Origin of the sequence: Methylocystis parvus OBBP (assembly GCF_027571405.1) — a bacterium.
Taxonomy (GTDB): Bacteria; Pseudomonadota; Alphaproteobacteria; order Rhizobiales; family Beijerinckiaceae; genus Methylocystis; species Methylocystis parva.
On record NZ_CP092968.1, the window covers coordinates 2,692,492 to 2,715,510 of the forward strand.

Genomic DNA, 23,019 nt, shown 5'->3' on the forward strand with positions numbered 1-23,019 from the left:
ATATTCAAAATATGTAATTTAGCAAGTACGAATTAAATACCCCGCCGGACATCATGTCGACGCGCGCGGCGGGGCGGAGACGGCGGCTCTGCGACAAGAGCTAGCCCCAGAGATTGCACCAGCCATTTGCGCTCACGGGTCCGGCGACGACGCCGCAACCCGAGGGCGGCGCAAACCAGGAGCAATTGGCGCAACGCTGGCGTCCATTCGGAGAGCCGCGATAGGCCGACGACGCCTTGCTCGATTTCGCCTGCGCCGGAGCGGCCGCAAACACGGCACCGAGGTCCGACAGGACGGCGACGAAAATCTTTATCGCCTGACGGCGCCCGCAGGGGTTCTTGCAATCGGGTCCGCCCATGATTTCCTTCTCCGCAAAATCCCGCCGCAATCCCGCCGCATGGCCCGCGACGCAATGTAAATTCGGTTTACCTAATATAATCGCGGGGCCTTCCCGCGGAATGCGACAAATGGAGCCACCGGCGCCCGGCGCATGCGCTTGACTTCTATATTCGTAAATCCTAATTTAATAGCCATGAATATAAATCCGGCCGAACTCGCGCCAAAGACCGCCGAGGCCGAGAGCTTTTTGAAAGCGCTCGCCAATCGCCACCGGCTGATGGTGCTGTGCGAACTGCACAAGGACGAGCTCTCCGTGACCAAGCTTCAGGAGACGGTCGGCCTTAGCCAGTCGTCTCTCTCCCAGCACCTTGCGCGCCTTCGGGAGGACAAGCTCGTCAAGACGCGCCGCGAGTCGCAGACCATCTATTATTCGCTCGCAAACGAAAACGTCTCGCGGGTCATCGGCCTGCTCTACGAAATGTTTTGCGCGCAGGATTGCGGCGCGCCGGCGCGCAAGAAGCCCGCCAGGGCCGCGCGCGAAAACTCGGGAAGGAGAAGTCTATGAGCATCGATCGCATCGTCATGGCTTTTGCGGGGACCATGATTCTCCTCAGCGTCACGCTCGCGCATCTCGTCTCGCCCTGGTGGATGCTGCTCGCCGGCTTTGTCGGCCTCAATCTCCTGCAAGCGGCCTTTACAGGTTTTTGTCCCTTGGCGATGATGTTGAAACGCATGGGCGTCAAGCCCGGCGCGGCGTTCTGATCGAACTGGCTGCCTTATGGCCTCCGACTGGATCGAAGACATCCCGGCGCTTCGCCGTCTCGACGAGCCCACGAAAGCGCAATTGCGCGACTCGGCCGTTCGCAAGCAGCTTCCGCGCGGCGCCGTCCTCTTCCGTCCCGGCGACCAATGCGTGCTCTTTCCCCTGATCGTCGCGGGAACCGTGCGCGTTCAGCGCGTGACGGAGTCGGGCCGCGAAATCGTCCTCTATCGCGTCTCGACCAACGAGACCTGCATATTGACGACGGCCTCGCTGCTGTCGGACGACGCCTATGCGGCGGAGGGGATCGCGGAGACCGACGTCACGGCGTATATCGTGCCGGCGGAGCGCTTCGCCAGTCTCATGAACGTCTCCGCGGATTTTCGCGCGCTGGTCTTCGACGGCTACAGCCGCCGCATTGCGACCTTGATGTCGCGCATCGAGGAAATCGTCTGCACGCGCATCAATGTGCGCCTCGCCGAGCGCCTTCTCTCTCTGCGCGGAAACGACAACCGCATTTTTGTCACGCAGCAGGCGCTGGCCGCAGATCTCGGCACGGCGCGCGAAGTGGTGGGCCGCACGCTCAAGAGCTTCGAACGGTCAGGCTGGGTGAAATTGTCCCGCGGCGGCGCGGAAATCACCGACGCGGCCGCGTTGCGCGCGCTTTGCGACGCCGAGCGTGACTAAGTCGCTTTTGCAATCTTCCTAATTTAGCTATTACGAATATAACGAGCGTTGCGGTCCGTGCCGCGACTCCGGGAGGAACCAACATGGCTCATATTGTGATTCTCGGCGCCGGCATTGGCGGCGTCGCGGCGGCGATCGAAATTCGCGACGAGCTGAGCAAGAAGCATCATCAGGTGACGGTGATTTCGGACATCCCGAATTTTCAGTTCACCCCGTCCAATCCCTGGCTCGCCGTCAACTGGCGCAAGCCCGAAGAGCTGAAGGTGCCGCTCGCGCCGGTCTTCAAGAAGAAGGGGATCGGCTTCACGGATCTGGGCGCGAAACGCGTTCATCCGCAGGAGAATCGCGTCGAACTCAGCAATGGCGAGAGCGTGTCCTACGACTATCTCGTCATCGCGACGGGGCCGCGTCTCGCCTTCCAGGAAATTCCCGGCCTCGGCCCACATGGCGGCCATACGCAGTCGATCTGCACGCTGCAGCACGCCGAAATCGCGTCGAAAGCCTGGGAAGATTTCTGCAAGGATCCGGGCCCGATCGTCATCGGCGCGGCCCCGGCCGTCTCCTGCTTCGGCCCGGCCTATGAATTCGCCATGATCGTCTCGACCGACCTGCGTCGTCGCGGCATTCGCCACAAAGTGCCGATGACCTTCGTAACGTCCGAGCCCTATATCGGCCATCTCGGCCTTGGCGGCGTCGGCGACACCAAGGGCATGCTCGAATCCGCCTTTCGCGACCGCGACATCAAATGGCTCGTCAACGCCAAGACGACGTCGATCGAAGCGGGCCTCATCAAATGCGACGAACTCAATGAAGACGGTTCATTGAAAAAGTCGCATGAGCTTCCCTTCAAATACGCCATGATGATGCCCGCCTTCACCGGAATCGACGCGCTGATGGGCGTCGAGGGGCTCGTCAATCCGCGCGGCTTCGTCATCATCGACAAGAACCAGCGCAATCCGACCTTCAAGAACATTTTCGGCGTCGGCGTCTGCGTCGCCATTCCGCCGGCGGAGCCGACGCCCGTTGCGACCGGCATGCCGAAGACCGGCTACATGATCGAATCCATGGTGACCGCGACGGCGCACAACATCGCCGCCGTCATCGCGGGCAAGGAGCCCAAGGAGGAAGGGACCTGGAACGCCGTTTGTCTGGCGGATTTCGGCGACAAGGGCGTCGCCTTCGTCGCCCAGCCGCAAATCCCGCCGCGCAACGTCAACTGGTCGAGCCAGGGGCGCTGGGTCCATTGGGCGAAGGTCGCCTATGAGAAATATTTCCTGCGCAAGGTCCGTCTGGGCCAAAGCGAGCCCGTCTATGAGCGTTACATCATGAAACTCATCGGAATCGAGCGCTTGCGCCGCGTCCTTTGACGGGGCAAATTCGGCGCGGCGCCCGGCCGCGCCGGGTCGCCCGGATCGAGAATCATCAAAATGGCGCGCAAAACGCTTCGCCGAGAATTGACTTTGGCTTTCGTCCTCAAGGTCGTGGCGATTTTCTTGTTGTACTTTTCATTCTTCGGCCCGTCACATCGCTTGCACGTCACCCCGGCAGACATGGCGGCGGCTCTCACCCGGAGCCCGCCGTCCCGATAGATCGAGATTTCTGGAGCGCGTTCGCCAAGACGGCTCCAAAGCAGGAAAGCCGCAATGTTCGAACTCGACGTCGTCTCGCTGTCCCGCCTGCAATTCGCCCTCACCGCCCTTTACCATTTCCTCTTCGTGCCGCTGACCCTCGGCCTCGCCTTGCTGCTGGCGATCATGGAGAGCGTCTATGTGATGACGGGCCGCGAGGTCTGGCGCGAGGCGGTGAAATTCTGGGGCGCGCTTTTCGGCATCAATTTCGTGATGGGCGTCGCGACCGGCGTCACGATGGAATTCCAGTTCGGCACGAATTGGGCCTATTACTCCCATTATGTCGGCGACGTCTTCGGGACGCCGCTCGCCATTGAAGGACTGATGGCCTTCTTTCTGGAGGCGACCTTTGTCGGCCTCTTCTTCTTCGGCTGGAAGCGGCTCACAAAGGTTCAGCATCTCGTCGTCACCTGGCTCGTGGCGCTCGGCTCCAATTTCTCCGCGCTGTGGATTTTGGTCGCCAACGCCTGGATGTCCAATCCGGTCGGCGCCGTCTTCAATCCGCAGACCATGCGGATGGAGGTCACGTCCTTCAAGGAAGTGCTGTTCAATCCCGTCGCCCAATCGAAATTCGTTCATACCGTCAGCGCCGGCTATGTGACGGGCTCCATGTTCGTCATGTCGATCGCCGCCTATTACATCCTGCGCAAGCGACATGTCGAAATCGCGCGCCGGTCGCTCACCGTCGCGGCCAGTTTCGGTCTTGCTTCGGCCCTGTCGGTCGTCGTGCTCGGCGACGAGAGCGGCTACACGACGGGCGAAAGCCAGAAGATGAAGATCGCCGCCATCGAAGCGATGTGGGAGACGGAGCCCGCGCCGGCCTCCTTCACGCTCTTCGGCCTGCCGGACCTCAAGAGCGAGACGACGAAATACGCGATCGAGATTCCCTATGTTCTCGGCATCATCGCGACGCGCTCGCTCGACAAGGAAGTCGAGGGCATCAAGCCGCTGGTTCTCCACGCCGAGGAACGCATTCGCAACGGTCTGCCCGGCTATAAATGGATTTCCGAACAGGGCGGACGCCCCAATGTCGTCGTGCCGGCCGCGCTCGAGGGCTCCATGCGCGACCTCGGCTACGCGCTCCTCCTGAAGCGCATCCGGCCGGACATCGAGAACGCGACGCGCGAGGAGATCGTCGAGGCCGCGCATTCGGTCGTTCCGGACGTGCCGGTGCTTTTCTGGTCCTTCCGCATCATGGTGGCGCTCGGTTTCTATTTCATCGCGCTTTTCGGGGTCGCCTTCTACCTTTCCAGCCGGCGCCGCTGCGGCGCGCCCTGGTTCCTGAAAATGACGATGTTCAGCCTGCCGCTGCCCTGGATCGCGGCGGAGCTCGGCTGGATCGTCGCGGAATATGGCCGCCAGCCCTGGATCATCGACGGCGTCATGCCGACCTTCCTCGGCGTTTCGGACGTGCCCGCCTCCAATGTCGCGGCGAGCCTCGCGGCCTTTGTGCTCTTTTACACCGCGCTCGCGGTCGTCGATGTGGCGCTGCTCGTCAAATATATCCGGAAGGGGCCGCATGTCCCCGAAAGCGGGCCGACGCCGCAGCCTCGGGCGGGCGCGCTCCCCGTCGCCGCCGAGTAAGGAGAGACGCGCATGTTCGATTATATGACCCTGCGCCTCATCTGGTGGGCGATCCTCGGCCTGCTGCTCGTCGGTTTCGCGGTCTTCGACGGCTTCGATCTCGGCGTCGCCATGCTGCATCCCTTCGTGGCGAAGAAGGATGTCGAGCGACGCGTGCTGATCAACGCGATCGGCCCGGTCTGGGAAGGCAATCAGGTCTGGTTCATTCTCGGCGGCGGCGCCGTCTTCGCCGCCTGGCCGCCGCTCTACGCCGCCTCCTTCTCCGGCTTCTATCTCGCCATGCTGCTGGTGCTGCTCGGCCTCATTTTGCGGCCGGTGTCGATCACCTTTCGCAGCAAGCGCGAGGAGCCGCGCTGGCGCGCGACATGGGATTGGCTCTTCTTCGTCTCGGGCGCGCTGCCGTCGCTCCTCTTCGGCGTCGCCTTCGGCAATCTCTTCCTCGGCGTGCCCTATCATTACGATCAGTGGCTGCGGCTCATTTATGAAGGCGGGCTCCTCGGCCTTCTGCGGCCCTTCGCGCTGCTCTGCGGCCTCGTCAGCGTCACCATGCTCGTGATGCAGGGCGCTTCGTGGCTCGCCGGAAAGAGCGAGGGCGAAATTTCCGAGCGGGCGCGGCGGGCGGGCGCCGTGGCGGCGCTTCTCCTCGTCATCGAATTCATCGCGGCGGGCCTCTGGATCGCGACGGGGATCGAGGGCTACCGCATCGAAACGGAGATCGCCTATAACGGACCGTCGACGCCTTTCGGCAAGGAAGTGATGATCGGCGCCGGGGAATGGCTGCTCAATTACGCCCGGCAGCCATTCGCGGCGCTCGCGCCGCTCGCCGGCCTCCTCGGCGCGATCGGCGCCTCGATCCTTCTGGCGACGGGCTCGCGCCTCGCAATCCTGGCGTCCAGCGTCTCCATCGCCGGCGTCGTCGCCACGGCGGGCTTCAGCCTCTTTCCCTTCCTGATGCCGTCTTCTTCGCATCCGGGCCAGAGCCTGACGGTCTGGGACGCGTCATCCAGCCAGTCGACGCTCGGCCTCATGCTCGTCGCCGTCATCTTCTTCCTGCCCATCATCCTCGCCTACACCTCATGGGTCTATTGGGTGCTGCGCGGCCCCGTGACCGAGGCGGCGATCGAGCGGGGCGACGATCACTATTACTGACCGCGTGGAGAAAAACGCATGTGGTATTTTTCCTGGATCCTCGGCCTCGGGCTCGCCTGCGCCTTCGGCATCCTCAACGCCATGTGGCTGGAGCTCGACCAGGAAGACGAGAACGGCGCCGAACGGACGAGGCGGGCGGCGCTCAAGAAGAGCGCGCTCAGCGCATTGTTCGGCGCGCCCGAGCCCGCGCGCGACGATCCGCCGCGGGAGCCGTGAGACTTAGTCGCGGAGTCCCGTCCGCCATCGGATAGCATCGGGCGCGCGCTATGCTTCACGGAGAACAGGAAATGGAAGCGAATGTCGGCAAAACCGATAAGATGATCCGGATCGCGGCGGGAGTGCTTCTGCTCAGCCTCGCCTTCGTGGGACCCAAGACGCCATGGGGCTTCATCGGCGTCGTGCCGCTTGTGACCGCCTTCATCAATTTCTGCCCGGCCTACAAGCTCCTTGGCGTGAACACCTGCGGCAAGTAGGAATTCAATAGGCGAGGATCGACGCCGCGGCGGCGGGCGGAGGTCATGAGCGACGAGACGGTCAATTTCCACGCCCACGGCATGCATTGCCAGGGTTGCGAGCATGTCATCGAAACGGGCCTCAAAAGGCTCGCGGGGGTGCGCAGCGTTCGTGCGCACTATCCGACCGAGACCGTCGCCGTAGAGTATGACGCCGCCCTCCTCTCCTTCGACGCCATTTGCGAAAATGTCGAAGCGAACGGCTACAAGGTCGAATTGGGCGAGCGAAAGGCCCGCCCCTTCGCGCAAAGGCTGGCGCTGATCGCGGGCGCCCTCGCGGGTCTCGCCGCGCTTGCTTTTATCGATTCGCATTGGATCAGCGCCGGCGGCGCGCCCGACATTTCGCAACATATGAGCCTCTGGCTCATCTTCGCGCTCGGCCTCGTGACGGGCTTCCATTGCATCGGCATGTGCGGCGCCTTCGTCGTGAGCTATTCAGCGGCTGACGCCAGCGCCGGGCGCGCCTCGCTTCTCTCCCATGTCGCCTTCGGCGCCGGCAAGACGCTTTCCTACACGAGCATCGGCGCCCTCTTCGGCGCGCTCGGCGCCTTCATCGCCTTCACGCCGCTGCTGCGCGGCGCGGCGGGAATCGCGGCCGGGCTGTTTCTGATCGTTTTCGGGCTCAACATGCTGGGGCTCTTCGCCCCGCTGCGCCGCTTCCGCCTCGGCCTTCCCGCTCCGCTCGAACGCTGGGTCTACAAGGAGGCGGACGGACGCCATCGCCCCTTCGTCATCGGCCTGCTCAACGGGTTGATGATCGCCTGCGGCCCCTTGCAGGCGATGTATGTGATGGCGGCGGGGACGGGCAGTCCCGTCGAAGGCGCGAAAATGCTCTTCGCCTTCGGGCTGGGCACGCTCCCGGTCATGCTCGCCTTCGGCGTGATCGCCTCCACGCTTTCCAACGCGCTGACGCATCGCCTGCTGAAGGCGTCGGGCGTCATCGTCGTGGCGCTCGGCGCGGTGATGATCAATCGCGGTCTCATCCTCACGGGATGGGGCTATGATCTCGTCTCGATCGCGGCGCGCCTGCATCAGGAGGATGCGCCCGTCGCGGCGCGAATTCCCGCGCCGTCCGTGCAGAAGATCGAGATGGAGGCGAATGCGAAAGGCTACGCGCCGACGCGCTTCACGCTTGTCAAAGACGTGCCTGTCCAATGGACGATCAACGCCGCCGAAGTGACCGAATGCAACAAGCGCATCATCGTTCCCGCGCTGCATCTGGAATTCGATCTGAAGCCCGGCTTGCAGACCGTTTCATTTACGCCGCGGCAGGCGGGCGTCGTTCCGTGGAGCTGCTGGATGGGCATGATCCGCGGCGAATTCGACGTCGTCGAGCCCGGCGCGGCGCCGAAGGAAGAGGCCTCGCCGGCTCCGGCGAAAGAAGAAGCGGCGCCGCCCGTCGCGGCTGGACCTGCGCGCCCGTCGAGCTACGCCGTCCAAGGCGGCGACACGCTGAAAAGCGTGGCGAAGAAATTCTACGGCGACGCGCGGCGCGCAGGCGACATCGCCGCGGCGAATCCCGGCTTGCGCAAGAAAAACCTGCGCAAGAAAAAGCTGAAGCCCGGACAGCTTCTCATCCTGCCCAAGCCGTGACGATTCGTCTTGGCGAAAAGCTTTCGCGCCTGCGCTAGGCTCGGCGCGTTGAACGAGGAGTCCAGAAGATGCGGAAGGTTTTAATTTCCATCGGCGCCTTTTCGCTTTTCGGCGCCGCGGCGCTCGCCGACGACCATCACGACCACATGCAGATGATGAGCAAGATGGCGAAGGATATGCGCATCGAGGTGGACGCGCCCGGCCCGATGAAGGCCATGATGTTGACCAATATGCGCGGCCACCAGCAGGCGATCGCCGAAATCCTCGCCACGCTCTCCAAGGGCGACGGAGAGGGAGCCGCCAAGATCGCGGAGACGCAGCTCGGCATGGGGTCGCCGGGCTCCGCCGCCTGCAAGCCCATGGCGACATCGGGAGAACTCGGAGACATGCCGAAAATGATGGCCAGCCATATGCCCGAGGAGATGCGCGCGCTCGGCATGACCATGCATGCGCAGGCCACAAAATTCGCCGAGGAAGCGCGCAATATGAAGCAGGGCGGCGATCCGCGCCCGGCGCTTGCCGAGCTCGGCAAAACCGTGCAAGCCTGCAACGCCTGTCACGCGGCCTATCGGCTCGACTGAATCTCGGGGCGGGGCGCCCCTTGCGGGGGTTGTGTTGCGCATCGCCACTTGGAACGTGAACTCCGTCCGGCAGCGGCTCGCGCCGCTGCTGTCGTTTCTGAAGGAGTCGAATCCGGACATTCTCTGCCTGCAGGAATTGAAATGCGAGGAGACCGCCTTTCCGCGCATGGAGGTGGAGGATGCGGGCTACAACGTCGTTCTGCACGGACAGAAGACGTTCAACGGCGTCGCCATCCTCTCCAAATCTCCGATCGAGGAATCGACGGTCGGCCTTCCCGGCTTCGATCACGAAGGGCAGTCACGCTATATCGAAGCCGTGGTGTCAAACGGCGACGCCGGCGTTTTCCGCGTCGCGTCGATCTATTGCCCCAACGGCAATCCGCCCGACACGCCGAAATACGCCTATAAGCTGCGTTTCATGAAGGCGCTGACGGCGCACGCCTTCGCGCTCCTGAAGCTCGAGGAAGCGACCGTGCTCGCGGGCGATTACAACATCATTCCCGAGCCGCGCGACGCGCACGACCCTTCGGCCTGGGTCGCCGACGCGCTGTTTCTTCCCGAGAGCCGCGCCGCTTATCGACGCCTTCTCAATCTCGGTTACGCGGATGCGCTGCGCGCCGCGACCGACGACGCCGGGCTCTATACTTTCTGGGATTATCAGGCGGGCGCCTGGCAGAAGAACAAGGGCATTCGCATCGACCATCTCCTGCTTTCGCCGCAGGCGGCCGACCGGCTCGCCCGCGTCGAGATCGTCAAGGAGATGCGGGCGGGCGATAAGCCTTCCGACCATGTGCCGATCTTTGCGGAGTTGGCGTGATCAGATGAAAGCGCCGACCGCCCGCCAGATCACATAAAGCCCGGTCGCCGCGACCATTCCGGCGAAGACCGTCGCGAGCGCGCCACGCTCGGCGGAAAGCCGCCGCCCCGTCGCGGCGCCGATCAATCCCCCGATCACGCCGCCGCCGAGGATCGTCGCGGCAAGCTTCCAATCGACGAGACCGGAGAAGGCGTAATTCGCGGCCGTCGTCACGCCGAAGGCGGAGACGGAGACGAGCGAGGAGCCGATGGCGTTGACGATGGGCAATTCGGCCGCGAGCATAAGCCCCGGGACGATAAGAAATCCGCCGCCGATTCCAAAAAAGCCCGACAGCGCGCCGGTCGCGAGGCCCGTCGCGGCGAGGCGCGGGAAATTCTCGCGATTGAGACGCACCTGAGGATAGCCGTCGCCGCTGCGGCTCTTGAACATCAAGGCGCCGATGACGAGCATCAGAAGGCCGAACAGGGCGAGCAGCTTCTCGCCGTTGATCGCCTTGCCCAGGGTCGAGCCGCCATAGGCGCCCAGCACGCCGAACAGCGCGAAAACCGAGGCGCAGCGCCATTTGATCGTGCCCGCGCGCGCATGGTTGGCGAGACTGAACAAGGCGTTGGCGGCGACGGCGATCGAACTCGTGCCGATCGCCACATGCGGTTCCGGCACGCCGACGAAATAGACGAGGAGCGGCACCGCGAGCACGGAACCGCCGCCGCCGATCAGCCCCAGCGAGAACCCGACCATGACGCCCGAAAGCGTCCCGGCGGCGAGCTGCGTCATCAGCGGGGTGAGCATGGCGCCTGCACTACATTAGATATTGCTTATTTAGTTAGATCGCATATATGTCGGCGACAAGCAAGCGCAGGGCGAGGAAAAAACATGCCGCAGCCGAACATTCGCGGCTTCTTCGACGAAGCCACCTTCACCGTCACCTATCTGGTCTCCGATCCCGCCACGAAAAAGGCCGCCATCATTGATCCGGTCCTGGATTACGAGCCCGGCGGCGGCGTCGCCGACTCTCGTTCGATCGACGCCGTGCTCGCCGCCGCGGCTAAAGAAGGGCTGGAGGTGGAATGGGTTCTCGAGACCCACGCCCATGCCGATCATCTCTCCGCCGCGCCGGTCGTGAAGGAAGCGACCGGGGCCAAAATCGGCGTCGGCGCACAGATCACGAAGGTGCAGGAAATATTCCGCCCTGCTTTCCTCGCCGACGACATCGCGCCTGAAGGCAAGGATTTCGACGAGCTCTTCGCGGATGGCGACAGCTTCCCGCTTGGCGCGCTCACCGTCGACGTGATTTTCACGCCGGGCCATACGCCGGCCTGCGTCTCCTACAAGATCGGCGACAACGTCTTTGTCGGGGATACGATCTTCATGCCGGATTACGGGACCGCCCGCGCCGATTTCCCGGGCGGAGACGCGCGCGCGCTCTACGCCTCCATCCGGCGGCTCCTTGCTTTGCCGCCGCAGACGCGCCTCTTCATGTGTCATGATTACAAGGCGCCCGGCCGCGACGTCTATCTCTGGGAAACGACGGTCGCCGAAGAGCGGGAGAAGAACGTCCAGATCCGAGACGGGATCGGGGAAGAGGAATTCGTCGCGTCGCGCCGCGCGCGCGACGAGGCGCTCGCCGCCCCGCGTCTGCTGCTGCCGTCGATCCAGGTGAATATTCGCGCCGGGCGCTTTCCGGCGCCGGGGCCCGACGGCGTGCGCCGGCTGCTGATCCCGGTGACGTTCAAAGGCGCGGCGGCGCCCTCGAGCTAATTGCGCTCGCGCAGATAATCTTCCAGCAGGGCGACGGCGGCCTTGCGATCCGCCTCGCTCGCGCTGGCCAGCGCCTTGGCGTGGCTATCGATGATCCACTGCTCATTCGCGCCGCCGGCGGCGGCGTCGCGCGCGAGCGTGAGATACATGAGGCCGCGCGCCTTTTGCCCGGCGCCGCCGGCTTCGCCATTGAACATCAGCCGGCCGAGAACGGCCTGCGCCTGCGGATGGCCCTTGCGCGCGGCGAGCTCCAGCCAATTGACGCTCTGGCGCAAATCCCTCTTCACGCCCTGGCCGTCGAGATACATGCGGCCAAGGTGATATTGCGCGTCGGCGTTGCGGAAATAGGTCGCCGCGTAACGGAAGAGCTCGAAGGCGCGGTCGAGATCGGGCTCGATCCGGGCCGTCGTCAGCCCGTCGCGCAGATAGATGCCGACCGCGACGAAGGCGTTCGCCGCCATGGAGCGCTCGCGCGGATCGGGCTCCTCTTCGGCGAAATGGTCGACGATCTTGGAGAAGTAGTCATAGGCCTTGGCCTCGTCGCGCGCGACGCCGTCGCCATCGGCGTACATGCGGCCGAGCTTCCATTGCGCCAGCGGCTCGCCCCCCTCGGCGGCGTAGCGCAGCGCGGCGACCGAGGTCGCCGCGTCGCCCGCGTGATAGCTCTCGAGACCCGCCCGCAGCGCCGCGCGCGGATTCTTGAACATGGGAAGAGGCGTCGTCTCGGGCGCGCGCGCCGCCGGCGCGTCGAGAGCGGGAGCGGGATCGACGAAAGCCGTCACCAGCATGGCGAAGCTCGCCGCGAACAGGCCGGCGGGGAGCGCCGCGCGCCTGATCTTGTGCGACGCGGCGTAGAAAACGTCCTTTTGCGAAGATCCGAACATAATCGATCCGAATTCCCAAGACCCCGCCCCGGCCTAAACCGGCGCCACGCGACACTGAACCGCTCTTGCCGGCATCGAAGAAATGCGGAAAATAGGAGAGCGTTCCCGCGGGGCGAGCGCCGCCTCGGGTGTCTTCCCGCGTCCTCGATGGGCAAGTGACAGGTTGGAACTTATCTCAGCTTTTATGGCTGAAAAGGGGCTTCTGAGCGCCGTTCCAGCTTGCCGGGACTAATCTCCCGGACTGTTGCAACAAGGGCACAACGACTGTTGCAAAAATGCAGCAATCCGCCCGGCCCAAGCTTCTTTGCGACCGCGAAAAGGACCTGAGGCGGCGCCGCAATTCGCCGCAAGCGGCGCGCCGCGCCGATCGGCCGGGACGGACTATCATCGAAAGCGCGTTGTGCTTACATCTTGCGTTCGCCGGGCGCGAATCGCCCGGCGCGCCGCGCATAAAGGAAAGACGCATGGCTTCATCTTCACGCGCTCCCATCCTCCTCGGCCTCGCCGCGATCGCCGCCATGGTCGCCGCGCCAGCCCAAGCCGGAGACGCGAAAAAGGGCGCGGTCATCGCCAAGCGCTGGTGCGCGAGCTGTCACGTCGTCTCGAGCGACCAGACGAGCGCCGTCGCGGACGCGCCCTCCTTTTACGACATCGCCCAGCGCCGCACGGACAAGAAACAGATCGCGAATTTCCTCGTCGATCCGCATCCGCCCATGCCGGACATGCATCTCTCGCGCAAGGAGATCGACGACATCACGACTTATATCCGCAGCCTCGACCCGCGCCCGCAGCCGCAGGAGCCCGACGGGAAGGATGACGTGCAGCCGAAGAGGGGGTGAGCCGGAGCGTCGCGACGGGCGGGCCGGCTTTTCCGCACCGCCGGCGCTGGACCCTCGCCCCGCCTCGCGCTAAAGCGCGCCATGGTCTACGCGGTCAAGGAAGCCTTCAAGACGCTGCAGGGCGAGGGGCGGCATATGGGCCGCGCCGCCGTCTTCTGCCGTTTTGCGGGCTGCAATCTCTGGAGTGGGCGCGAGGCTGACCGCGCAGCCGCGCAATGCCGGTTCTGCGACACGGATTTCGTCGGCGCGGACGGCGAAGGCGGCGGCAAATTCGCGAGCGCCGAGGCGCTGGCGGCCCATCTCGCAACGCTATGGGGGCCGGATCGCGAGAATCGCTTCGCCGTGCTCACCGGCGGCGAGCCGATGCTTCAGATCGACGCGGCGCTGGTCGACGCCCTTCATGCGCAGGGTTTCGAGATTGCGGTCGAGACTAATGGGACGCTGCCGGCGACGCCGGGTCTCGACTGGATTTGCGTCTCGCCCAAAGCTGGCGCGCCGCTCGTTCAGACGCAAGGCGACGAATTGAAGCTCGTTTTCCCGCAGGAGGGGGCCGACCCGGTCCTATATGAGGGATTCGACTTCTCCCATTTCCTGCTCCAGCCCATGGACGGGCCGGAAATTCTGCGCAATACGAAGGCCGCGATCGACTACTGCCTCGCCCATCCGCGCTGGCGGCTGTCGGTTCAGACGCACAAGATGATCGGGGTGAGGTAGACCGGGTCCCGGTCGAGCGAAATCCATGGCGTTGGCTTAGTGTGTTGCTTCGACCAACGTGCAGACCCCCTCCCTAACCCTCCCCCTTTCAGGGGGAGGGAACTGGCGCTTTGCTCCCTCCCCCTGAAAGGGGGAGGGTCGGGGTGGGGGTCCAAACCTAGCGATTTGCTTGAGGGTCCGCCGTCCGCGATATGTCGCAGGCGGCGGGAAAGGATTAAAGGAAGTGGCGACGTTCGAGGTTTACCGCGAGTTCTATTTCGAGGCGGCGCACGCCCTTTACGATCCCGAGGCCAAGGATGGCGGCAAATACCGCAATCTGCACGGGCACTCCTTCCGCGTGCGCGTCACCTTGCGCGGCGAGCGCCAGCCCGAGGAGCAATGGGTGATCGACCTCGGCAAGCTCGGCCGCCGGCTCGCCGAGCTGCGCGAGAAACTCGACCATTCCTTCCTCAACGACCTCGACGGACTCGGCAAGCCGACGCTCGAAAATCTCTGTCTTTATATCTGGCGCGATCTCGCGCCCTCTTCGCCCGGCTTGTGCGAGGTGGGAATCTTTCGTGACAGCTGCTTCGAGGGCTGCGTCTATCGCGGCGACTGACGCTCGCGCCACGCGGCGTAAACCCCGCGCCCGCCTATCGCCTCATTCGAAAATTCGTGCGGCATCGTCGCTATTGCGCAAATGGGCCGCGGTCACTACCCTTGCGCCTGTCATTTAAGCAAGAAGACCGCCGAGCAGCTGCGCAAAAGACGCCCGCGCCCTAAAGAGCGGTCTCGAGGGGACATCTGAGGACATGGCCAATAACAAGGTTATCAGCGCCGATGAGGCGATTGCGCTCATTCGCGACAACGACGTCGTCACCACGACGGGCTTCGTCCAGAGCTGCATCCCCGAGGCGCTGCACGCCGCGCTGGAGAAGCGCTTCGTCGAGTCACAGCATCCGCGCGACCTCACCCTCATTATGACCGCCGGCGCCGGCGACTCCAAGGGCCTCGGCACGGGCCGTTTCCATCACGAAGGTCTGCTCAAGCGCGTCATCGCCGCCAATTTCGGCCGCATGCCCAAGGTCGCCCAGGCCGCGCAGGAAAACAAGATTCTGGGCTACAACCTGCCCCAAGGCGTCATCTCGCAGCTCTACCGCGCCTGCGCCTCGGGCCAGCCGGGGCTCTTCTCGAAAGTCGGCCTCTATACTTATGTCGATCCGCGCTTCGGCGGCGGCAAGGTGAACGAGGTTACAACCGAAGACATCGTCAAATATCACAATATTCAGGGCGAAGAGTGGCTCTTCTATATCGCCACCAAGATCGACGTCGCCTTCATCCGCGGCACCTCGGCGGACCCTTCCGGCAATATCTCGATGGAGAAGGAGGCGCTGGTCCTCGACAATCTCGCCCAAGCCATGGCCGCCCACAATAATGGCGGCCTCGTCATCGCGCAGGTCGAGCGCATCGTCGAGCAGGGCTCGATCAAACCCAAGGACGTGCATGTTCCCGGCATTCTGGTATCGGCCGTCGTGGTCGCGGACCAGCCCGAGCTGCACCGCATGAATTACGGCGTGATGTACAACGCCGCGCTTGCGGGCGAAGTCCGCGTGCCGGTCGAGAAGTTCGCCAAAATGCCGCTCGACGAGCGCAAGGTCATCGCCCGTCGCGCCGCTTTCGAATTGCCGCCGAACGGCGTCGTGAATCTCGGCGTCGGCGCGCCGGAGGGCATCGCCGCCGTCGCCAATGAAGAAAAGCTCACGCCGTACATCACGCTCACGACGGAAGCCGGCGCGATTGGCGGCGTGCTCGCCTCGGGGTCGAGCTTCGGCGCCGCGACCAACGCCGACAGCATCATTCAGCAGAACCAGCAATTCGACTTCTATGACGGCGGCGGTCTCGACATGACCTGCCTCGGCATGGCCGAATGCGACTTGCAGGGCAATGTCAACACCTCGAAATTCGGCGGACGCCTCAACGGCTGCGGCGGCTTCATCAATATCAGCCAGAACGCGCGCCTCGTCGTCTTCGCCGGCACCTTCACCAATGGCGGCCTGCGCGTCGAGATCGCGGACGGCAAAGTCAATATCGTGCAGGAGGGACGGAACAAGAAGTTCCTCAACTCCGTCGAGCAGACGACCTTCTCCGGCAAATTCGCCCAGAAGCGCAAGCAGCCCGTCTATTACGTGACCGAACGCTGCGTCTTCCAGCTCAAGGAGAACGGGCTGGAGCTCGTCGAGGTCGCGCCGGGGATCGACATCGACAAGCACATTCTGCCCTTCATGGACTTCAAGCCGATCATCAATGAGCCGGTCCTGATGGATAAGCGCATTTTCATCGACGAGCCGATGGGGCTGATGAACGACCTGCTGAATCTCAATCTGGATCAGCGCATCAGCTACGACGCGGGACGCAACATCCTCTTTCTCAATCTCGAGGGCTGGAACGCGCGCACCAAGAAGGACATTGACGAGATGAGCAAGGCGCTCGTCGCCGCCTGCGAAAAGGTCGGCAAGCGCGTGAACTCAGTCGTCAATCACGATGGCGCGCATATCAATGAAGCGCTTTATGACGATTACGCCGAGATGATCGAATATCTGAGCCAGCGCTATTATCTGACGACGACGCGCTATGCGACCTCGGCCTTCGCCCGCATGAAGATGAAGGAAGCCATGGCCAAGCGCGGCCTGCAGCCCCACGTCTTCGAACGCCGCGAGGCCGCCGAGACTTTCCTCGAGGTCGTGGCGTCGGAAGAGGAAAAGACGCCGGCGTAAGGCGCAGTCGCTGACGGGATCGAATGGCCGCCTTCGGGCGGCCGTTTTGTTTTCAGCGTCGCAAAGACGAAAAACACAAATGAAGACGCTGACTGGCCTTGATCTCGCTACGCGCCGGAAATGGGACGCGGGGCCAGTCACAGAGCCCGGCGTCAAAACCAAAAGGCCCCGTCGCCTGATGCGATCGGGGCCGATGCTTCTCCTCACGAGAAGCGCTCTGGGATGGTCCAGTTTGGGAGGGTCGCCCGCTGCTTGGCCTTCGCGGCGAGCTGCCCTGGTCATAAGAGGCTCTATGGAGGGTTCGGAATTGTCAGGCAGCGCTGAGCCCGACCTCCCGATCTGACCGGAACGAAACGCCGGTCAAACGATCTGACCCGGTGGCGTCATGCTCCTCTCGCAACTTCGTTGCTTCGGCTCCGCCGGCGCAGGGGTTCTTCGCCGACATATCCCTTATCGCACTCGCATCGAGGTCCCGCCCGAGCGAACCCGCCTCTTATTGGCCAGAGACGGTCGCGATGTTTCAAAAGGTTGCGCCCGTTTTTCGATTCCGTCAAGCGGCAAGTTCGAGCTCTTTTTCGGGATCGGCGCCGCAGCCGCGCGCAGGCGATTTGCCGCTTGCATCACAAACAATCAACGCATATAGATATCTTTATATCTAGCTTGAGAGGCCGGATGACTGCTCCCATTTCCCTGAGGCTCGACCCGGCGCTCGCGGCGCTCAACGCCGCTGGCGAGGAAACGCGCCTGCGTCTCCTGGCGCTTCTGGCGCAGTCGGAACTCACGGTCAGCGAAGTCGTCGCGATCCTGGGCCAATCGCAACCCCGCGTCTCGCGGCATCTGAAACTTCTCGTCGAGGCCGGCCTCGTCGAGCGCCGCCGAGAAGGCGCCTGGGCCTTTTTCCGGCTCACGCCGGCGGGCCCCGCCAGCGCGCTCGCGCGCGACATCGCCGCCTGGCTCGACGCCGACGATCCCATACTCGCCGAGGACGACGCCCGACTCGCCGAAGTGCGGCATGCGCGCGCCGAGAACGCCGCGCGCTATTTCGCCGCCCATGCCGCCGAGTGGGACGACATCCGTTCGCTGCACGTCCCCGAGGCGCTCGTCGAAGAAGCCATGCGCAACGCCGTGGGCGAGAAACCCGTGCGCACTTTGCTCGATCTCGGCGCCGGCGCCGGCCGCATGCTGGAGCTTTTCGCGCCGCTGGCCGACCGCGCCATCGGCGTCGATCTTTCGACAGCCATGCTCGCCGTGGCGCGCGGCCGGATGGAGGAGACCGGCCTGCGCAATGTGCAACTGCGGCAGGGCGACATTTACGCTCTGCCAATCGAGCGCAACTCCGTCGATCTCGCCATCATGCATCAGGTGCTGCACTATCTCGACGATCCCGCCCGGGCGCTGCGCGAGGCGGCCCGCGTCCTGGCGCCGGGCGGCCGCCTTCTCGTCGTCGACTTCGCGCCGCATCACGAAGAAGCGCTGCGCGACAAGCATGCGCATCGGCGCCTCGGTTTTTCGGAGAAAGAGATCGCCGGCCTTCTGGCGCAAGCGGGTCTCGAAACCCTCTTTCACCGCGAACTCGCGCCCGAGGCCAAGGAGGGCGCGAAGCTCACCGTCTCGCTGTGGCTCGCGCGAGATCCGCGCATCATCGCCGACCCGATTCCCGCTTCTTCCCTGGAGACCGCCTGATGTTCAACGCGCTCCACCCTTCCGCTTCGTCGAAGCGGTTCAACATCTCCTACGAATTCTTTCCGCCGAAGACGCCGGAAATGGAGACGCAGCTCTGGGAGTCGGTGAAGCGTCTCGAACGTCTTCAGCCGCATTTCGTCTCCGTGACTTATGGCGCGGGCGGCTCGACGCGCGAGCGCACTCACGCCATCGTCGCGCGCATGGCCCGCGAAACGCGGATGAAGCCGGCGGCGCATCTCACCTGCGTTTCGTCGTCGCGCGATGAGATCGACGATATTCTGCGCGGCTATTGGGACGCCGGCGTTCGCCACATTGTCGCGCTGCGCGGCGATCCGCCGACCGGCGTCGGCACGAAATTCGAGGCCAATCCGGAAGGCTACGCCCATTCCTCCGATCTCGTGCGCGGCATTCGCCGCCTGCATGATTTCGAGATTTCCGTCTCCACCTATCCCGAGGGCCATCCCGAAAGCGGGTCGATCGAGCGGGATCTCGATGCGCTGGAAGCGAAGATCGACGCGGGCGCGACGCGCGCCATCACGCAGTTCTTCTTCGACAACGATATCTATTTCAGGTTTCTCGACAAGGCGCGCGGGAGGGGGATCACGATTCCGATCGTGCCGGGCATCATGCCGATCCGCAATTTCAGGCAGGTCGCGAATTTCGCGACCAAGGCCGGCGCGAGCGTGCCGCGCTGGGTCGCCGAGCGCTTCGAGGGACTCGACGACGACGCCGAAACCCGCGCCCTCGTCGCCGCGACGACTGTCGTCGAGCAGGTGATGGGCCTCGCCCGCGCCGGCGTCGAGGATTTCCATTTCTACACCAATAATCGCGCCGATATGGTCTTCGCCATTTGCCACCTCCTCGGCGTTCGTCCCGTCCGCGAGAAAGTAAACGCATGACCTTCGACAAGAATCACGGTCCGAACATCTTGAAGGCGCTCGAAGAAGCGGCGTCTTCGCGCATCCTCATTCTCGATGGCGCCATGGGCACGATGATCCAGCGCCACAAATTCGAGGAAAGCGATTTCCGCGGCGCGCGCTTTGCGGATCACCCCAAGGATCTCAAAGGCAATAATGACCTTCTGATCCTCACGCAGCCTGAAGCGATCAAGGCGATCCACACGCAATATCTCGAAGCCGGCGCCGATATCATCGAGACCAACACTTTCAGCGGCACGACGATCGCGCAGGCCGATTACGGCCTCGAATCCATCGTCTTCGAGCTGAATCGCGAAGGCGCGAAGCTCGCGCGCGAAGCGGCGGACGAAATCGCGGCGAAGACGGGCGTGCGCCGCTTCGTCGCCGGCTCCATGGGACCCACGAACCGCACCGCCTCCATCTCGCCGGACGTGTCGAATCCGGGCTTTCGCGCCGTCACTTTCGACGAGCTGCGCACGGCCTATAAGGAGCAGGCGCTCGGCCTCATCGCGGGCGGCGCCGACATCATGCTGGTCGAGACGATCTTCGACACGCTGAACGCCAAGGCCGCGATCTATGCGCTTGAAGACGCTTTCGAGGAAGTGGGCGCGCGTTTCCCGATCATGATCTCGGGCACGATCACCGATCTCTCCGGCCGCACGCTTTCCGGCCAGACCTCCATCGCCTTCTGGAATTCGCTGGCGCACGCCAAGCCTTTTTCCATCGGGTTCAATTGCGCCCTCGGGGCGCGCGAGATGCGTCAGCATATCGCGGAAATCGGCCGCGTGGCGGATACGCGCGTCTGCGCCTTCCCCAATGCCGGCCTGCCCAACGAATTCGGCCTCTATGACGAAAGCCCGGAATATATGGCGGAGCTCGTCGGCGAATTCGCTTCCACCGGCCTCGTCAACATCCTCGGCGGCTGCTGCGGCACGACGCCCGACCATATCGGCGCCATCGCGCAGAAGGTGAAGGGCGTCAAGCCCCGCATCGTGCCGAAGATCGAGCCGATGCTGCGCCTTTCCGGGCTCGAGCCCTTCGCGCTCACCAAGGACATTCCCTTCGTGAATGTCGGCGAGCGCACCAATGTCACGGGCTCGGCGAAGTTCCGCAAGCTCATCACCAATGGCGATTATGCCGCGGCGCTCGATGTTGCGCGCGATCAGGTCGCCAATGGCGCGCAGGTGATCGACGTCAATATGGACGAAGGCCTGCTGGATTCGAAGCAGGCGATGATCGATTTTCTCAATCTCCTCGCCGCCGAGCCTGACATCGCCCGCGTGCCGGTGATGGTCGACTCCTCGAAATTCGAGGTCATCGAAGCCGGCCTGAAATGCCTTCAGGGCAAGGGCGTCGTCAACTCCATCTCGATGAAGGAAGGCGAGGAGAAATTCATCTCCGACGCGCGGAAGGTGCGCCGCTACGGCGCCGCCGTCGTCGTCATGGCGTTCGACGAAACGGGTCAGGCCGACACGCTCCAGCGCAAGGTCGAGATCTGCGCGCGCGCCTATGGGATCCTCACGGAGGCCGTCGGCTTTCCGCCCCAGGACATCATCTTTGATCCCAACATCTTCGCCGTGGCGACGGGCATCGAAGAGCATGAGAATTACGGCGTCGACTTCATCGAAGCCGCGCGCCTCATCAAGCGCGATCTGCCTTACGCCCATATTTCGGGCGGCGTCTCCAATCTCTCCTTCTCGTTCCGCGGCAACGAGCCCGTACGCGAGGCGATGCATTCCGTCTTCCTCTACCACGCCATTCAGGCGGGTATGGATATGGGCATCGTCAATGCCGGGCAGCTCGCGGTCTATGAGAAGATCGACCCCGAATTGCGCGAGCTTTGCGAAGACGTGGTGCTGAATCGCCGCAAGGATTCGACTGAGCGGCTCGTGGAAGCGGCGGAGAAGTTCAAGGGCGCCGGCGCGAAATCCGCCGAGAAGGACGCCGCCTGGCGCGAGCAGGGCGTCGAGAAGCGGCTCGAATATGCGCTCGTCAATGGCGTCACCGAATATATCGAGGCCGATGTCGAGGAAGCGCGCCAGAAGGCCGCGCGGCCGCTCGACGTGATCGAAGGCCCGCTGATGGCGGGCATGAATGTCGTCGGCGACCTCTTCGGACAGGGCAAGATGTTCCTGCCGCAGGTCGTCAAATCGGCGCGCGTGATGAAGCAGGCCGTCGCCTATCTCATGCCCTTCATGGAGAACGAAAAGAATGCGCGCTCTTCCGCCGGCAAGATTCTGCTCGCGACGGTGAAGGGCGACGTGCACGACATCGGCAAGAACATTGTCGGCGTCGTGCTGGGCTGCAACAATTTCGAGATCATCGACCTCGGCGTCATGACGCCTTGCGCGAAGATTCTCGAAGTCGCGAAATCCGAGAAGGTCGATCTCATCGGCCTGTCCGGCCTCATTACGCCTTCTCTCGATGAAATGTGCTTCGTCGCTTCCGAACTTGAGCGCGAAGGCCTCGACATGCCGCTCCTCATCGGCGGCGCGACGACGAGCCGCGTGCATACGGCGGTCAAGATCAATCCGAACTACCGCCGCGGCCAAGCGGTCTATGTGACCGATGCGAGCCGGGCGGTCGGCGTGGCGCAGGCCCTCGTCTCACAGAAAACGCGCGGCGATTACATCGCCGAGACCCGCGCCGAATATGAGCGCGTCGCCGATGCGCATGCGCGCGCGCAGGCCGACAAGCAACGCGTGTCGCTCGAGGCGGCGCGCAAGAACCATTACAAGATCGACTGGGCGGCCTATGCGCCGGCAAAGCCGAGCTTCACCGGCGCGCGCGCTTTCACCAGCTACGACGTCGCGGAGCTCGTTCCCTATATCGACTGGACGCCCTTCTTCCAGACCTGGGAGTTCAAGGGCCGCTATCCCGCTCTGCTCGACGATGCCGAGCGCGGCGCGGCGGCGCGTCAGCTCTTCGAGGATGCGCAGGCCATGCTGAAGCGGATCGTGGAGGAGCGCTGGTTCACGCCCAAGGCCGTCATCGGCTTCTGGCCGGCGAACAGCGTGGGCGACGACATCGCGCTCTATACGGGCGAGTCGCGCAATGAGCGGCTGGCGACTTTCTTCACCCTGCGCCAGCAGCTCGGCAAGCGCGACGGCAGGGCGAATATCGCGCTCGCCGATTTCGTCGCGCCGAGGGAGAGCGGCAAGGCCGATTATGTCGGCGCCTTCGTCGTCACGGCCGGCGCGGAGGAGGAGAAGATTTCCGCCCGCTACGCGCGCGCCAATGACGATTACGGTTCGATCATGGTGAAGGCGCTCGCCGACCGCATCGCGGAGGCTTTCGCCGAGCGCATGCATGAGCGCGTGCGCCGCGAATTCTGGGGCTATGCGACGGACGAGGCCTTCTCGCCGAACGAGTTGATCGCCGAGCCTTACGCCGGCATCCGCCCCGCGCCCGGCTATCCCGCGCAGCCCGACCACACCGAGAAGGCGACTTTGTTCGATCTGCTCGGCGTCGAGAGGCGCACGGGCGTGAAGCTCACCGAGAGCTTCGCGATGACGCCGGCGGCCTCCGTCAGCGGCCTCTATATCGGCCATCCACAGGCGCATTATTTCGGCGTCGCCAAGGTGGAGCGCGATCAGGTCGAGGATTACGCGGCGCGTAAGGGCATGCCGGTTGCGGAAGTCGAGCGCTGGCTCGCGCCGATTCTGAATTACGAGCCGATGGCGGTGGAAACGGCGGCGTGACTCCCCTCTCCCCGCGCGCGGGGAGAGGGTCAGGGTGAGGGGCAAGGCCGTCGTCCCCCTCTTTTCGACGAGCAACGCCGCGAAGCGCTTTTTCAGCGCCGCGCTATAGACGCCTTGGCG

Annotated in this window: 22 protein-coding genes and 1 pseudogene; 20 read left to right on the forward strand and 3 right to left on the reverse strand. The window is 63.9% G+C overall.

From position 1 onward, the window contains the following. Positions 1-100 precede the first annotated feature (100 nt). On the reverse strand, positions 101-358 hold the full coding sequence (locus MMG94_RS13080; protein WP_026016275.1) for a high-potential iron-sulfur protein: 258 nt from the start codon (positions 356-358) through the stop codon (positions 101-103). A 174-nt stretch (positions 359-532) separates the two neighbouring features. Between MMG94_RS13080 and MMG94_RS13085 the strand changes: the two genes are divergently transcribed. The 12 genes and pseudogenes from MMG94_RS13085 (at position 533) to xth (ending at position 9,650) form a co-directional block, all read left to right on the forward strand. Continuing rightward, positions 533-904 (forward strand): ArsR/SmtB family transcription factor, encoded by a 372-nt coding sequence (locus MMG94_RS13085; protein WP_016920127.1) that lies wholly within the window; start codon positions 533-535, stop codon positions 902-904. Further along, positions 901-1,101, forward strand: a complete 201-nt coding sequence (locus MMG94_RS13090; RefSeq protein WP_016920128.1) for a YgaP family membrane protein — start codon at positions 901-903, stop codon at positions 1,099-1,101. The genes MMG94_RS13085 and MMG94_RS13090 overlap by 4 nt, the downstream gene beginning before the upstream one ends. Positions 1,102-1,117: 16 nt before the next feature. Continuing rightward, the gene (locus MMG94_RS13095) at positions 1,118-1,786 is read left to right on the forward strand and encodes a Crp/Fnr family transcriptional regulator (RefSeq protein ID WP_016920129.1); all 669 of its coding nucleotides are present in this window, start codon (positions 1,118-1,120) and stop codon (positions 1,784-1,786) included. Between the two features lie 83 nt (positions 1,787-1,869). Next, positions 1,870-3,153, forward strand: a complete 1,284-nt coding sequence (locus tag MMG94_RS13100; RefSeq protein ID WP_016920130.1) for an NAD(P)/FAD-dependent oxidoreductase — start codon at positions 1,870-1,872, stop codon at positions 3,151-3,153. Positions 3,154-3,213: 60 nt separating this feature from the next. Further along, on the forward strand, positions 3,214-3,375 hold the full coding sequence (gene cydP / locus MMG94_RS22025; protein ID WP_016920131.1) for a cytochrome oxidase putative small subunit CydP: 162 nt from the start codon (positions 3,214-3,216) through the stop codon (positions 3,373-3,375). 54 nt (positions 3,376-3,429) lie between these two features. Next, positions 3,430-4,998, forward strand: a complete 1,569-nt coding sequence (locus tag MMG94_RS13105) for a cytochrome ubiquinol oxidase subunit I (RefSeq protein WP_016920132.1) — start codon at positions 3,430-3,432, stop codon at positions 4,996-4,998. Between the two features lie 12 nt (positions 4,999-5,010). Beyond that, positions 5,011-6,147, forward strand: coding sequence for a cytochrome d ubiquinol oxidase subunit II (gene cydB, locus MMG94_RS13110; RefSeq protein WP_016920133.1), 1,137 nt, complete (start codon positions 5,011-5,013; stop codon positions 6,145-6,147). 18 nt (positions 6,148-6,165) lie between these two features. Further along, positions 6,166-6,258: pseudogene (gene cydX, locus MMG94_RS13115) on the forward strand (cytochrome bd-I oxidase subunit CydX); the annotation flags it as partial. Between the two features lie 155 nt (positions 6,259-6,413). Then, positions 6,414-6,620 carry a YgaP-like transmembrane domain gene (locus MMG94_RS13120; RefSeq protein ID WP_020372446.1) on the forward strand — a complete coding sequence of 69 codons (207 nt, stop codon included), beginning with the start codon at positions 6,414-6,416 and terminating at the stop codon, positions 6,618-6,620. 45 nt (positions 6,621-6,665) lie between these two features. Then, complete coding sequence (locus MMG94_RS13125) at positions 6,666-8,252, forward strand: urease accessory protein UreH domain-containing protein (RefSeq protein ID WP_016920136.1); 1,587 nt, start codon at positions 6,666-6,668, stop codon at positions 8,250-8,252. A 68-nt stretch (positions 8,253-8,320) separates the two neighbouring features. Continuing rightward, a complete protein-coding gene (locus MMG94_RS13130; protein ID WP_016920137.1) occupies positions 8,321-8,833 on the forward strand; it encodes a cytochrome c in 513 nt (170 codons plus the stop codon). A gap of 34 nt (positions 8,834-8,867) precedes the next feature. After that, on the forward strand, positions 8,868-9,650 hold the full coding sequence (gene xth, locus MMG94_RS13135) for an exodeoxyribonuclease III (protein WP_016920138.1): 783 nt from the start codon (positions 8,868-8,870) through the stop codon (positions 9,648-9,650). Here xth and MMG94_RS13140 read toward each other — a convergent pair whose 3' ends face one another. Beyond that, positions 9,651-10,439 (reverse strand): sulfite exporter TauE/SafE family protein, encoded by a 789-nt coding sequence (locus MMG94_RS13140; protein ID WP_016920139.1) that lies wholly within the window; start codon positions 10,437-10,439, stop codon positions 9,651-9,653. It abuts the gene before it with no gap. 84 nt (positions 10,440-10,523) lie between these two features. On the opposite strand from MMG94_RS13140, the gene MMG94_RS13145 reads away from it, so the two are divergent. Then, a complete protein-coding gene (locus MMG94_RS13145; protein ID WP_016920140.1) occupies positions 10,524-11,408 on the forward strand; it encodes an MBL fold metallo-hydrolase in 885 nt (294 codons plus the stop codon). Here MMG94_RS13145 and MMG94_RS13150 read toward each other — a convergent pair. After that, positions 11,405-12,292, reverse strand: coding sequence for a tetratricopeptide repeat protein (locus tag MMG94_RS13150; protein WP_016920141.1), 888 nt, complete (start codon positions 12,290-12,292; stop codon positions 11,405-11,407). The two genes, MMG94_RS13145 and MMG94_RS13150, sit on opposite strands and share 4 nt — an antisense overlap. 464 nt (positions 12,293-12,756) lie before the next feature. On the opposite strand from MMG94_RS13150, the gene MMG94_RS13155 reads away from it, so the two are divergent. The 7 genes from MMG94_RS13155 to metH all read left to right on the forward strand — a co-directional run bounded on the left by MMG94_RS13155 (position 12,757) and on the right by metH (position 22,899). Then, on the forward strand, positions 12,757-13,131 hold the full coding sequence (locus tag MMG94_RS13155) for a c-type cytochrome (protein WP_040579250.1): 375 nt from the start codon (positions 12,757-12,759) through the stop codon (positions 13,129-13,131). An 81-nt stretch (positions 13,132-13,212) separates the two neighbouring features. Beyond that, complete coding sequence (queE, locus tag MMG94_RS13160) at positions 13,213-13,845, forward strand: 7-carboxy-7-deazaguanine synthase (protein ID WP_016920143.1); 633 nt, start codon at positions 13,213-13,215, stop codon at positions 13,843-13,845. Between the two features lie 223 nt (positions 13,846-14,068). Next, entirely contained in the window at positions 14,069-14,443 is a 375-nt protein-coding gene (locus MMG94_RS13165; RefSeq protein ID WP_016920144.1) for a 6-pyruvoyl trahydropterin synthase family protein, read from the forward strand. A gap of 193 nt (positions 14,444-14,636) precedes the next feature. Then, complete coding sequence (locus MMG94_RS13170) at positions 14,637-16,598, forward strand: acyl CoA:acetate/3-ketoacid CoA transferase (RefSeq protein ID WP_016920145.1); 1,962 nt, start codon at positions 14,637-14,639, stop codon at positions 16,596-16,598. 672 nt (positions 16,599-17,270) lie between these two features. Beyond that, entirely contained in the window at positions 17,271-18,281 is a 1,011-nt protein-coding gene (locus tag MMG94_RS13175; protein ID WP_016920146.1) for an ArsR/SmtB family transcription factor, read from the forward strand. Beyond that, positions 18,281-19,180, forward strand: coding sequence for a methylenetetrahydrofolate reductase [NAD(P)H] (gene metF / locus MMG94_RS13180; protein WP_016920147.1), 900 nt, complete (start codon positions 18,281-18,283; stop codon positions 19,178-19,180). The genes MMG94_RS13175 and metF overlap by 1 nt, the downstream gene beginning before the upstream one ends. Further along, a complete protein-coding gene (gene metH / locus MMG94_RS13185) occupies positions 19,177-22,899 on the forward strand; it encodes a methionine synthase (protein WP_016920148.1) in 3,723 nt (1,240 codons plus the stop codon). The genes metF and metH overlap by 4 nt, the downstream gene beginning before the upstream one ends. Positions 22,900-23,019 lie beyond the last annotated feature (120 nt).